15 protein-coding genes are annotated in these 12,423 nt (G+C 67.1%); 6 read left to right on the top strand and 9 right to left on the bottom strand.

Annotated elements, in window-relative coordinates; translation table 11 throughout:
* Positions 1–334: 334 nt before the first annotated feature.
* The 3 genes from ACSFC7_RS11160 to ACSFC7_RS11150 form a co-directional block, all read right to left on the bottom strand.
* Positions 335–610, bottom strand: coding sequence for a HalOD1 output domain-containing protein (locus tag ACSFC7_RS11160; RefSeq protein WP_436347755.1), 276 nt, complete (start codon positions 608–610; stop codon positions 335–337).
* 111 nt (positions 611–721) lie between these two features.
* On the bottom strand, positions 722–1,597 hold the full coding sequence (locus ACSFC7_RS11155; RefSeq protein WP_436347754.1) for a hypothetical protein: 876 nt from the start codon (positions 1,595–1,597) through the stop codon (positions 722–724).
* A gap of 159 nt (positions 1,598–1,756) precedes the next feature.
* Entirely contained in the window at positions 1,757–2,023 is a 267-nt protein-coding gene (locus tag ACSFC7_RS11150) for a DUF7520 family protein (protein WP_436347753.1), read from the bottom strand.
* A gap of 358 nt (positions 2,024–2,381) precedes the next feature.
* Here ACSFC7_RS11150 and ACSFC7_RS11145 point away from each other — a divergent pair, with 358 nt between their 5' ends.
* Positions 2,382–2,516 (top strand): hypothetical protein, encoded by a 135-nt coding sequence (locus tag ACSFC7_RS11145; RefSeq protein ID WP_436347752.1) that lies wholly within the window; start codon positions 2,382–2,384, stop codon positions 2,514–2,516.
* A 69-nt stretch (positions 2,517–2,585) separates the two neighbouring features.
* Here ACSFC7_RS11145 and ACSFC7_RS11140 read toward each other — a convergent pair whose 3' ends face one another.
* The 3 genes from ACSFC7_RS11140 to ACSFC7_RS11130 form a co-directional block, all read right to left on the bottom strand.
* Positions 2,586–2,822 carry a DUF6684 family protein gene (locus ACSFC7_RS11140; RefSeq protein ID WP_436347751.1) on the bottom strand — a complete coding sequence of 79 codons (237 nt, stop codon included), beginning with the start codon at positions 2,820–2,822 and terminating at the stop codon, positions 2,586–2,588.
* 12 nt (positions 2,823–2,834) lie between these two features.
* A complete protein-coding gene (locus tag ACSFC7_RS11135; RefSeq protein WP_436347750.1) occupies positions 2,835–3,236 on the bottom strand; it encodes a DUF7541 family protein in 402 nt (133 codons plus the stop codon).
* Between the two features lie 184 nt (positions 3,237–3,420).
* Positions 3,421–4,485 (bottom strand): polyprenyl synthetase family protein, encoded by a 1,065-nt coding sequence (locus tag ACSFC7_RS11130; RefSeq protein WP_436347749.1) that lies wholly within the window; start codon positions 4,483–4,485, stop codon positions 3,421–3,423.
* 146 nt (positions 4,486–4,631) lie between these two features.
* Between ACSFC7_RS11130 and ACSFC7_RS11125 the strand changes: the two genes are divergently transcribed.
* The 5 genes from ACSFC7_RS11125 to ACSFC7_RS11105 all read left to right on the top strand — a co-directional run bounded on the left by ACSFC7_RS11125 (position 4,632) and on the right by ACSFC7_RS11105 (position 9,970).
* Positions 4,632–5,942, top strand: a complete 1,311-nt coding sequence (locus ACSFC7_RS11125; protein WP_436347748.1) for a M28 family peptidase — start codon at positions 4,632–4,634, stop codon at positions 5,940–5,942.
* Positions 5,943–6,021: 79 nt separating this feature from the next.
* On the top strand, positions 6,022–6,852 hold the full coding sequence (locus ACSFC7_RS11120; RefSeq protein ID WP_436347747.1) for an NAD(+)/NADH kinase: 831 nt from the start codon (positions 6,022–6,024) through the stop codon (positions 6,850–6,852).
* Between the two features lie 582 nt (positions 6,853–7,434).
* Entirely contained in the window at positions 7,435–7,788 is a 354-nt protein-coding gene (locus tag ACSFC7_RS11115) for a BsuPI-related putative proteinase inhibitor (RefSeq protein WP_436347746.1), read from the top strand.
* Between the two features lie 109 nt (positions 7,789–7,897).
* Positions 7,898–8,809: a CbiX/SirB N-terminal domain-containing protein gene (locus tag ACSFC7_RS11110; protein WP_436347745.1), complete on the top strand. Its 912-nt coding sequence runs from the start codon at positions 7,898–7,900 to the stop codon at positions 8,807–8,809.
* 9 nt (positions 8,810–8,818) lie between these two features.
* Entirely contained in the window at positions 8,819–9,970 is a 1,152-nt protein-coding gene (locus ACSFC7_RS11105; protein WP_436347744.1) for a DR2241 family protein, read from the top strand.
* 109 nt (positions 9,971–10,079) lie between these two features.
* On the opposite strand, the gene ACSFC7_RS11100 is transcribed toward ACSFC7_RS11105, so the two are convergent.
* The 3 genes from ACSFC7_RS11100 to ACSFC7_RS11090 form a co-directional block, all read right to left on the bottom strand.
* The gene (locus ACSFC7_RS11100) at positions 10,080–10,655 is read right to left on the bottom strand and encodes a DUF7524 family protein (protein WP_436347743.1); all 576 of its coding nucleotides are present in this window, start codon (positions 10,653–10,655) and stop codon (positions 10,080–10,082) included.
* Between the two features lie 15 nt (positions 10,656–10,670).
* A complete protein-coding gene (locus ACSFC7_RS11095; protein ID WP_436347742.1) occupies positions 10,671–10,880 on the bottom strand; it encodes a methytransferase partner Trm112 in 210 nt (69 codons plus the stop codon).
* Between the two features lie 78 nt (positions 10,881–10,958).
* On the bottom strand, positions 10,959–12,329 hold the full coding sequence (locus ACSFC7_RS11090; protein ID WP_436347741.1) for an adenylosuccinate synthase: 1,371 nt from the start codon (positions 12,327–12,329) through the stop codon (positions 10,959–10,961).
* Between the last annotated feature and the right edge of the window lie 94 nt (positions 12,330–12,423).

The following is a 12,423-nucleotide window of genomic DNA, read 5'->3' as shown; positions in this document are numbered from 1 at the left end:
CGCGGCGCTCGTCGGTTGCGGCTGCGATCCCCCGGAATCCTTACTTCAAATATTACGCGCACGTACGATGATGAGGATCTCGAGGAGGTCTCGACCTCGTTTACGATCAACCCATTCGCGCCGGTGATCTACGCGGTGTACGTCCCGCTGGCGGACCGGCAGGACGTCCCGCGAGAAGATCCGCGGAGGCGCCTACAGCGAGGAGATCGGACTCGTCTGAGAGGGGGCTGCGACGACCGAGCGCGGCGGTTGTCGCGAGGCGCTGCCGGCAGTCGTCGTGGGCGACTCGTTCCCAACTGCCACGAACGACTCACGAGACCGGCGTCGGGAATCGTCAGCCATCGCTCACGACTACCGCGGACTCGTCGATCCGAACGGTGTACCCGTCGAACGCGAACGAGATTTCGATACTGCCCGAGGTAGCGAGCAGCGTATCGAGCGCCTCGGGATCCACGTGATCGAAGAGTGTGGTCTCGAGCGCTCGTGGAAGAGCGACGGCGTCGACATCCTCGAGTGCGGCGATCACGTCGATGATGGTCGTACTCGGCGTCGTAGTCGACCAATCGTACTGTCGATGAATCGGTGTCTCGTCTTCGCCATCCTCACCCATGCTATCCGGTAGCAGTACCCGCAGCTATACAAGTTGTGATTATCCGGGTGATCGAACTCGCGATCGGTATTCCGTCGCTACTGGGACGACTCGTCGCCGAGAGCGCGCCGCTTACAGTACCAGCGTCGTAACCAGTCCGACGATCCCCGCGACGGTGAATCCGACGCCCGGGACGGCGATCAGCCCACCGAAGATGAGATACATCGACCCGGAGCGACGGTTGTCGGACAGGACCGTTTGCTGCCCGCCGGCCGAAATCTCGAACCAGTCGTCGCCGGCAACGGTAACGGGCCGGCCGGACGCTCGCTCGTCCCGACTCGAGTCGACGACGCTTCCGCCGAACACGTGGACGTCGGCTCCGGGGTCGAGACGCCGTTCGCGGTACTGCCGGTGTCGGAATTCGCTCGAGTCGTCGTCGGCCTCGCCGTCGACTCCGGGCAGGCCGGCCGCGTCCAGTCGTTCCAGTTCGTCGCGCTCGAGGTCGGCGCCGTCCGTCCACACCTGCTGACTCGCCTCCCAATCGTCCAGCGAGAGGACGGCGTTGGTCGGGTCGACCGCGACGCGGTCGGTTCCGTCTTCGACCGCAAAGGGGACGCTCGCCGCCGCGCCGCCGTCGACCGTCCACTGCTCGTCGTCCGCGGCGCCGTCGTTGGCGGAGGTACCGGCGGCGGGATCGCCGACGGAATCGGTACCGCCCCCACCGGTACCGTCGACCCGAGACCGCGCGCGAACCGTATACGCCAGACACGACGCGCCGGAGATCGGGGCCTCGAGAGTCCCCTCGTCGGCCGTCCGCGCGGTCCCCTCGAATTCGACGAGCCCGCTCGCCGTGGGAACGTCGCGCAGCGCCGTCGGTCCGGCCTCGCGGAGCACTCGAGCGGTCCGGATCCGGCCGGCGCCGATGGAGGCGATGGAGAGTCCGACGCCGAGGAACGCGAGTCCGAACAGCGCGACGGCCCCGACGAGGACCACGTCCGTCGACAACATACCGAGCGATTGCAGTTCGGGAAGGATAACTCCCGCGACACGCGGGTACGGGCGCCGCTGTCGTTCTCCCATGCGGCTATCGTTCTCCCATGCCGCTGTCGTTCTCGCACGTCGCAGTCTTACAGTCGTGTCAGTCGTCGACTGACTCGCCGGCGGTGCTCACACCGCGCCCTCGTCGAATCGGGAGATGAACCGTACGATTGACAGCAGCGTCACCAGAAAGACGCCGATCGTCACCCCGCCGTAGAGGCCGAACGTCACCGGCGAAACGGGAACCGCCGTCTCGAGGACGGTGATCTCCTCGAGCCCGGTCCACGCGGGGAGCACGTAGCCGAGAAGCGCCCCGAAGACGGCGGTCACGGCGGTCAGCGCGCCGACGAGGCCGACGACGACGCGACGCCCGCCGAGTTCTCGATCTGCGGTCACGCGTGACCGTTCGTCGGAGGGGGACGAGGGTGTTGTGTTTTCGCCGCGAGTCCGGGAACGAACGCTCGAGCAACCGTCGATATTGTTCACCAATTGATATACCAATATCGTTTGGAGTCACTGGTATTTCCGGCGTCGGTATACGAACGGATACGGCAGGTCGCGGGCACCGGATCGACGCCCGTCACGCTGCCGCCGCACTCCCACGCCACCCCCACCCCCATCCCCCGGGCATTGCCCGGCTCGTGTCTGTGGGCGTGCGAACGTCGACGGCTCTCGAGCGCCACACCAATGGCGCTCCCGACCGCCGTCACACCGTTTTTTGGCCGTCGGCACCGTAGCCTCGAGTAGAGCATCCGTGGATTCCGACTCGGCAGCTACTGACGACTCGAGGACAGAACGACGACTCGCCGAGAAGGAGCTGTTCCTGTTGCTCCTCGTCGGGATCGCCCTCCTGATGGGCGTGACTGGGTTCGTCCTCATTGTCAACTGACCGGGGCTCGCGCTCCGCGACCGCTGTGATTTCGACTCGGCTGTCGCCGCGACCCCGACCGCACCGCCGTCAGTCGTGTCTCGTGTGCTCGTCGCCCTCGATCGCGCGCGCCGAGAAGTAGGTGACGAGTGCGAGCAGCCCCGCCGTGGTCAGCAGTACGGCGAACTGGACCGTCGACTGCAGCGGTGAGAACCCCCACGGGTTGAACACCGCGAAGAGGGCGACGAAGAAGAGGATGATCGCGAACGGGATCAGGTTCACTGCCAGGTCGAGTGCGACTTCCGAGTCGAAGGCACGTCGGCTCATATGGGTATTACTCTAGGTTGTCGATCGGCGGGTTCGTTTGCGGACGATCACGCTTCCGACGACCGTCACGGCGCCGGCGACGGCGATTGCGAGGCCACGACTCGCGAGCCCCACGAGGCCGTCGGCCGCGGGAACGGCCAGCGCACCGGTTCCGAGCGCGTACAGCGCCGATCCCGCGACGACGAGTAGCACGCCGAATCCGGTCGCGAGCGACCACTGACTCGAGACGTGATTCGATTCGGCCAGCAGCCCGGCAACGCTCGCGGCGAACAGCACGAGGCCGCCGACGGCGATCGGAAACAGATCGACGACGATGCCGACCTCCGAGAGGACGAGGCCGAGCGCCACGAGGATGGGCCACGGGCTCGCCGTCGTCCGCTCTCGGTCGTTCGCGCTCGAGTGATCGGCCGTCATGTCGGCGGCTACCACCTCCGGCTAGTAGTAGCTAGGGCTCGGCGTCGGATCGTGTGACTGTCACGGATCGGACCGTGTCGCTGGATAATTCGGGTCGGATAGGTGTTCGAACGGGGGCATTCGACTCGAGTGGATCGTTCGAGTCGACCGGAGCGCTCGAGTCGGCTGATGGCTGCTCGCCGCGTCAGTCCTCGCGGTCGATGACGAACTCGGTAAATTCGTGGAGCTTTCGGGTCGTCTCGTCGTCGAATGCGAGTCGGTCGATCGTCTCGCAGGCCTGTGCCGCGAGCTCGAGCGCGCGCTCGCGGGCGTACTCGAGGCTGCCGGCGTCCTCGATGATCGCGAGGGCCTCGGTGATCTCCGCCTCCGTGTTTTCGTCGGCGGCCAGGATCGCCTGCAGGCGCTGGGCCCGCTCGGGGTCGCTCTCCTGGATCGCGTGGATGACCAGCAGCGTCTGCTTGCCCTCGCGGATGTCGTTACCGAACTCCTTGCCGAAGTCGCCGGCCCGGCCCAGCGAGTGCTCGACGTCCAGGATGTCGTCGCCGATCTGGAAGGCGACGGCGGTCAGTTCGGCGTACGTCGCGACGGCCTCCTCGACCTCGGCCGGCTGGTCCGTGACGACCGCCGCGAGTCGGGCGACGATTCGGGCGAGACAGCCGGTCTTGCACGCGCACATCTCGAGGTACTGCTCGGGCGTGATCCGAACCTCGCGTTCGTTGTGCCAGCAGATGTCCATCCCCTGTCCGAGGTGGGTTCGGTTGAGTTCGCACATCAGCATCTCGTAGGCGGCGAGCCGTCGATCCGCCGGGAGGTCGGCGGGATCGTCGGTCAACACCTTCAGCGGCAGGAAGTACATCGCGTTGCCCGCGTTGAGCGCGATATCCTGCCCGTAACTGTGGTGTAGTGCGCGTTCGCCTCGCCGGATCGTGGCCCCGTCCTCGACATCGTCGACGATGATCGTCCCGTTGTGGAGGATCTCCGGGATGCAGGCGTAGTGGACGTACTCCGCCGGATCCTCGCCGAAGCCCTCGACGAAGACGAGAAAGAGCACCGCGCGCCACCGTTTCCCGCCCCGATCGAGCAGGTCCCACAGCGGCGTCGAGAGGGACCGCTGGATACCCGTCGGGTCGTACTCGTAGGTGGGGGCGCCGAAGAAGGACTCGAGGTAGTCGGCGTCGATTTCCCGTGGGACCAGGTCGGCGATCGCCTCGTCGATGGCCGGCCGCCAGTCGGCAAGCGTCTCCCGCATACTCGACTCGAGAGGGAGGGGCGTAAAAAAGATTCCCAGTTCCACCTGTCAGTACCGAAAGCATGTCAGATCGGTGTACTCTCCCGTCCGAATCGGACAGTTCCGCGAACGGTACAATTACCCACGCGTACGTTCAGACTGCAGGTATGAGCAACTGGATCGGCGACGTCTTCAGGAGCGACGTCGGCTGGACGCACCTCGAGAGCCTGGTCGATATCGGCAACCGGATGGCCGGCAGCGACGGCGAGCGGCAGGCCGCCGAACTGACGCGCGACGCACTGGTCGACGCCGGGGCGCGAAACGTCCGCCTCGAGTCGTTCGACATCCAGGGCTGGACGCGCGGCGAGAGTTCGATTACGGCCCGCGAGACGACCCAGGAGTGTATCGCGCTTCCACGAAGCCCCTCCGAGCGCGTCACCGCGCCGCTGGTCGACCTCGGCTACGGCCTCCCGAGCGATTTCGAGGCGCGCGACCTCGAGGGAGCCGTCGTCATGGTCCGCAGCGACATTCCGGACCACTACGACCGCTACCTCCACCGCCGGGAGAAGTACTACCACGCGGTCGAAAACGGGGCCGTCGGCTTCGTCTATCGGAATCACGTCGCGGGCTGTCTGCCCCCGACCGGAAGCGTGGGCACGGAAGACGAACCCATCGGCGAGATTTCGGCCGTCGGCGTCTCGAGCGAGGTCGGCGCGCGACTCGCCCGGCGCTTCGACGGCGACGAGATCGAACTCGCCGTCGAGGCGGAGATCCATCCGGCAGAGAGCCAGAACGTCCACGCCGAACTCGGACCCGACACCGACGAGCGCGTCCTCGTGACGAGCCACGTCGACGCCCACGATATTGCGGAGGGCGCGCTCGACAACGGCGCCGGGACCGCCATGGTCGTCGAACTCGCGAACGCGCTCGCGAACCGGGAGGCCGACCTCGAGACCCGCGTCGAGTTCGTCGCCTACGGCGCGGAGGAGGTCGGACTGGTCGGCTCCTCGCATCACGCCGAGACGACCGATCACGACACGATTACGGCAATCGTTAACAGCGACGGCGTGGTGCGCGATCGAACGCTCTCCCTGACGACCCACGGCTTCGACGAACTCGAGGCCGCGGCGATCGAGATCGCCGAGCGCTACGACCACCCGATCGAGACGGTGCCGAAGATGGGTCCCCACAGCGATCACTGGCCGTTCGTCCGCTGGGGCGTGCCCGGCTACCACGTCAAGTCGACCTCCGACGACGTCGGCCGCGGCTGGGGTCACACCTTCGCCGACACGTTCGAGAAACTCGAGCGGCGCACGCTACGGGAGCAGGCCATCCTGCTGACCGACCTCGTCGTCCGCCTCGCGCGCGAGGACGTGACCGTCGAGCACCGGACGCCCGAGGAGATCGCCGCGGACCTCGAGGACCAGGGACTCGCGGAGGGGATCCGGACCACGGGGGACTGGCCCTACGACGAGTGACTGGCCCTACGACGAGTTCCTGACAGCCGAGACGATCGCTAACCCCACGTTTTTCTTCGATCCGCGCCAACGCCACGGCATGGACGCCGCGTGGTCAGAGGACGAGCAGTCGGTCGTCGGCATCGTCGACGCGGGGACAGCGACGGTGCCGGAGGTCGAGTCGAGCGTCGACGCCCACGGCGCGACGAGCGTCCGCGGCGACCTCGAGACCGTCCTCGCCGCCGATCCGTCCCTGCTGGTGACCGCGGGCGAGAGCGACCTCTCGGCCGCCGCTCGCGTCGGGAGCGACTGTCCCGTCTTGCCGGTCGGCGAAGTGACCGGGATCGAGACCGTCTCCGCGCCGCGGGTTCCGGACGCGCTCGAGGCCGTGCTCGAAGGGACAGCCACCGTCCGTCGCCACTCGGTGCTGGGGATCGAGGTCGAAGACGACGGAGACGCGGACGGTACCAGGAGCGCGGACGACACCGTGAGCGCGGACGACACCGTGAGTGACCGCACCCGCGAGCGCGCGCTGTTCGACGCGACGCTCGTCACCGACGAACCGGCGCGGATCTCCGAGTACGGCGTCGAGAGCCGCGGCGACTCGGTCTCGACGTTTCGCGCCGACGGCGTCGTCGTCGCGACGCCGGCGGGCAGTTACGGCTACAGTAGCGCGCTCGAGGCACCCTACCTCGCGTCGAGCATCGACGCGGTCGTCGTCTCTCCGATCGCCCCGTTTGCGATGCGGACGCGCCGGTGGGTGCTTCCCGACGACGATATCGTGCTCACGGTCGAACGCGACGAGGGCGACGTGACGCTCGTCGTCGACGATCGATCCGTCCGGACGGTCGGCGTCGGTTCCCGGGTTCGGCTCGGCGTCGACGGCACGCTCTCGACGTTCGTCGTTCCGGACGATACGATTGGCGGATGACGGCGGTTCGGGACTCGAGCGACCTGTGGTAGGTTTTTGCGGCCGTTCGCTCTGATTCCCCGTCCGGCCCTCGGCGAGTTACTGAACGTGTGCTCGCGTCGATTCTCGTGTAGGCGACCGTACGGCTCACATTGGCGGCGATGAGTGCCACGTCCTCCCCAACCAATTTCTCCTCACGGGTGCTCTGCGTCCTCTGCTCATGGACCGTCGATCCGTCTGCTCACGGCGCGACACGCCGTCTGCTTGCGGGCCGACGCCCCGTCTGCTCACGGCGGCAAAGCCGCCGTTCGCATGGTATGCGGGACCGTTGGTCCCGCACTACTCGCGACGCCCTCGCACGATATCTGACCGCGCCTCACTGGACTCGCGGGTCGCTGTGCTCCCCGTTCGCGTTTCCGAGGCGCTCCCGCCGGTCGCGCCTCGCAGCCAGCGCGCGCCACCGCACGTGGCTCGACGGGTCAGTGTGAGACACGGGTGACCACCCTAACGACAAGTGTACGCACGACTCTCGAGAAACCGGTCTGGATCGCACGGTCGACTCCCGAACAAAGACCTATCCGGTCCCGCGCCGAATCCGCGGCTATGACACTCGAGGGACGACTCGAGGCGGACGTATCGACGGACGGCAACGAATCGACGATGGTCACGTTCGCGTTCACCGTCACCAACCGCGGCTCGGAACCGGTCGACCTGCAGTTCTCGGACGCCTGCAAGGCGGAGTTCGTCGTGACGGAAGACGGCCGCGAGGTCTGGCGGTTCAGCGAGGGGCGGATGTTCGCACAGATGCTCAGTACGGACCGACTCGAGTCGGGGGAGACGGCGACGTACGAAGGTGAATGGATGAGCCCTCAGCCGGGCGGCTACATCGCCCGTGCCGAATTGCGAGCACGGGAGCGAGCGTGTGAGGCACGGACCGACTTCGCCGTATCGGAGTGAGCCGAATGCAACGACGGAGTGTTCCGAGCGCGACGACGGGAGATCCGAGACTGCGGCGACGAGGGCCGACAGCGAAGTTGCTAAACCGTCCCCATCCTAACGGGCGACCATGCAAGCGCTGGTTATCGCGGCGCACGGCTCGCACCTGAATCCGGACGCCTCCGACCCCACCTACGCCCACGCGGATACCGTCCGCGAGACGGGCGCGTTCGACGAGGTTCGCGAGGCGTTCTGGAAGGAAGAACCGCACTTTCGCGAGGTGATCCGGACCCTCGAGTCCGACGAAGTCTTCGTCGTCCCCCTCTTCATCAGCGAGGGCTACTTCACCGAGCAGGTGATCCCCCGCGAACTCCGCCTCGAGGAGTGGGATCCGGCCAAGTGGGAGTCGGACGGGACGGAGGCCTCGCAGGTGACGCTCGAGGCCGACGACGTCGGGAAGACGATCCACTACTGCGGCCCGGCCGGCACGCACGACGCGATGACGGACGTCATCGTCCAGCGCGCCGAGTCCGTCACCGAGGATCCGAACGTCGGCGAGGGGTTCGGGCTGGCGGTCGTCGGCCATGGCACCGAGCGCAACGAGAACTCGGCGAAGGCCGTCGAGTACCACACCGACCGGATCCGCGAGATGGATCGGTTCGACGAGGTCGAGGCGCTGTTCATGGACGAAGAGCCCGAGGTCGACGACGTGACGGAGTTCTTCGAGAGCGAGGACGTCGTCGTCGTCCCCCTCTTCATCGCCGACGGCTACCACACCCAGGAGGACATTCCAGAGGACGTGGGACTGACCGAGGACTATCGCCTCGGCTGGAACGTTCCCGCCGACGTCGACGGCCATCGCATCTGGTACGCCGGCGCGGTCGGCACCGAGGGCCTGATGGCCGACGTCCTCCTCGAGCGCGCGGCGGACGCCGGGGCCGATATCGGCGACGCACTCGAGGCGGTCCGCGACGAGGTGACGCTCTCGAGCGAGACGGATCGCGACGCCGGCACGGACCCGGGCGCAGAGGCGGGTGACTGACGCGTGACGATGGCGACCGCCGATTTCGAATCGCTGGTGAGCGCGATCGAGTCCGAGGCACCGATCGAGTTCGACGGCCTCCGAATCGAGCGCGAGGACGACGCGTACACCGTCGAGACGTCCGAGGGAGCGCAGACGGGGCTCGAGGAAGCGGATCTCCAGCAGGCGCTCGAGCCGATCGCGGAGTACGTCACGAACTGGTACTACTGGCAGCAGTCGGTCGCCGGCGAGGAGACCGCTCGCCGCGCGTTCCTCCGCCGGTGCGAACGAGCACCGCTCGAGGACGACGAACGCGAGAACGGGGCCGAGACCGACCGGCCGACGGACGAGGAGACACTCGCAGTCCCAGCACGATACGACGCCCTGCGCGACGGCATCGATCGCCAGTGGGGACAGCTGGCTATCACAACCAGGTTCGTCGACGTCGACGAACCCGGCGGCGAGCGGGTCTACGGCTGCTGGCACGTCGACGACGCCGACGCCGACCTCGCGGACCTCGAGGTCTACGACGACCCCCTCGACGCCCGCGAGATCGCGACCTACGACGAGGACGGCCGCTACCGGCCGCTGAAGACCGCACCCACGCTCGTCTCGGGCTGGGCCTTTACGGGACTCTCGGGCGCGGAACTCGTCGAGACGGTCGAGTTCTTCTACCCCGCGACGGTCGCCAACTGGCACCGGGAACGGCGAGACGCGCTGGACGTGGACCACTGGCTCGAGACCGCCGAGCGCCAGACCGGCATCTACGACGTGATCGACGAACTGCCCCGCGAGGCCGTCGACTGGATGGCCGAGGCCTGCTGCGTCGACTCGCAGTGTCTCCGCCGCCGGGAGTGGCAGTACGAGGAGGGCGACGACCTCGACGTCGACGGCGGTGACGGCCCCTTCCCCTGCCGGGAACCCTGTTCGCTCGTCGTCGCCGCCGCCCGCAAGTGGACCATCCTCGAGTCCGAGGACGACCGCACCTACGAACTCGAGTTGACCACCAGCGAGTTCAACCAGCTCGCGGAACTGATCGACGCCGTCGCCGAGGGCCGGACCGACGAGATCCGCGAAGCGGACGTCAACGACGGCGCGAACCGCTTCCGCGCGCGATACCTCCGGGCGAAGCGGTTCGACGAGGAGGGAGGCCTCGAGGCTCGAGAGCGACGCGACGACTAGGTCGATCCCGTCCCGATCTACCGTGCGGCACCGATAACGGCGATCCGTTTTCGTTCAGTGGTCGACGGCAGGAGGGCGACGAGAATCGAGATACGTGAACCGAACGGGCTCACTGAAGCAGTAACAGTACCGCGACGCAGAAGCCGATGGCGACGATTCCGACGCCGGCCATCGCGAGTGGTCCGCCGATTGCCGCCGCCGTCGTCGTCGCGATGCCGACGGCGACGATTCCGAGTGCGACGACGACGAGCGTCGCCGGCTCGAGACCGCTCGCGGCGACCGCGCGCTCGAACGCGGTCGGTTCCGGCTCCGACTGGGGGGGTTTACCGAGGGAGTCGTCGACGTCGACCGCGGCCGGGGCCGGTTTCGCGACGACGGGGATCGACAGCGACTCCGACCCGTATCCGGTCAGTACCTCGAGGACGCCCTCGACGGGACGGTCGATCGTCTCCGAAGCGACGTGGACGGGAACGATCGTCTCGCCCTCCGATTCGACGTAGTAGTTCGACGTCTCGAGCGTCGCGATCCGTTCGAGGTCGCCGGCGAGGCGACAGTGGACGTGTGCTGGTGGCCCGTGGCTCTCGAGGACCAGATTGAACGAATCTCGCGTCTCGAGCGTACCGACGGCTGTCTCGAGCGAGTCTGCGGACCCGCGATTGACGTGGACGGTGGCCTCTCGAGACATGGTGAATCGGGCCGGTTAGGCCGGGGTTTCCTCGCGCATATCCGGCGGCAGCAGGTTCGGGATTCCGTCCTCGATCGGGTACCGTTCGCCGCACTCGCTACAGACGAGCGTCCCCGCGACGATCTCGTCGCTCTCGTCGCCGTCGGTCGCGTATTCGGCGTCCTCGAGTTCCAGATCCTGTTTGTCGAGCGGACAGCAGAGAATCTCCAGCAGCGATTCCTTCATAGTACGAAGGGTGTCCGCATGCAGCAAAAGGTTTCGGGAACGCGTCGGAGTGAAAGCGACGGTCGCGAGTCCGAAGCGCTACGGCGATTCGTACGGATTCTCGACGATGACGGTCTCCTCGCGGCCGGGACCGACACCGATCGCGTAGATCGGCGTGTCGAGTTCGTCGCTGACGTACTCGAGGTACGTTCGGGCGTTCTCGGGAACCGCCTCGTACCCCTCCGCTGCGACCTCGCTCCAGTCGACCTCCGGCCAGCCGTCGAAGGTCCGGAACGTGGCCTCACAGCGGCCCCACTGTTCGGTGGTGGGGGGCATCGTGAAGATCTCTTCTCCGTCGAACTCGTAGGAGTGGCCGACTTTCACCTCGTCCAGTCCCGCCAGGACGTCGATGTGGTTGATCGCGAGCCCCGTAAAGCCGTTCGCGCGGGCCGCGTGGCGGAGCATCGGCATGTCGAGCCAGCCGACGCGGCGGGGCCGACCGGTGACGGTACCGTACTCGCCGCCCTCGTCGCGGATGTAGGTCGCGAGTTCCTCCTCGGCCTCGCCTGCGCCCGACTCGTCCTCGTAGTCCGGCGTCTGATCCTCGACGCCCCCGAGTTCGGTCGGAAGCGGACCGGTACCCACCCGCGAGAGGTAGGCCTTGACGATGCCGACGACCTCTCCCTGTCCGACGACGGTCGGGCCGAGGCCGGTGCCGACGGTCGCGCCGCCCGACGTCGGGTTCGAGGAGGTGACGTAGGGGTAGACCCCGTGGTCGATGTCGAGCGAGGTCCCCTGTGCGCCCTCGAGCATGACGTTGTCGCCGTCGTCGATGTGGTCCTGCAGGAAGGTCCCGCAGTCGACGGTCATGTCCTCTTCGGCGAGGCGCTCGCCGTACTCGCGGTAGGTGTCGTAGAGGTGGTCGACGTCGAACTCCTCGCCGGTCTCCTTGCCGAAGACGTCCTCGGCGAGGGCCTTCTTCTGGGGCACGACGTACTCGAGGCGCTCGCGGAGCACCTCGGGATCGAGCAGGTCGCCGATCCGGACGCCGCGGCGGCCCGCCTTGTCCTCGTAGGTCGGGCCGATACCGCGCTTGGTCGTCCCGGCCGCGAGATCCTCTTTCTCTTCCTCCTCGATGCCGTCGAGGGCTCGATGGTAGGGGAGGATAACGTGTGCGCGTTCGGCCACGCGCACGTCGGGGTCGAGTCCTCGCTCGCGGAGCGTGTCGATCTCGTCGAACAGCGTCTCGGGATTGACGACGCAGCCGTTTCCGAGGACGCCGACCTTGCCCCGGACGGCGCCCGACGGCACGAGCGATAGCTTGTACTTCTCACCGTCGTCCACGACGGTATGTCCAGCGTTGTCGCCGCCCTGATACCGGGCGACAACGTCGGCGGCGTCGCCGTAGAGGTCGACGACCCCACCCTTGCCTTCGTCGCCGAGTTGCGACCCGACGATTGTGACGGTCATAACAGCGACGGGTTCTTGCCGGGTCGATAAACAGATTACGGTATGGACGGGTGGAACGCGCCGAGATATACACAGATGTGGATACGTTCGCCCG

The organism is Natronorubrum halobium, assembly GCF_051351675.1.
In the GTDB taxonomy this organism is placed as follows: domain Archaea; phylum Halobacteriota; class Halobacteria; order Halobacteriales; family Natrialbaceae; genus Natronorubrum.
The sequence above is the reverse complement of the archived record's forward strand: the minus strand, read 5'-3'. Positions and strand labels throughout refer to the sequence as shown.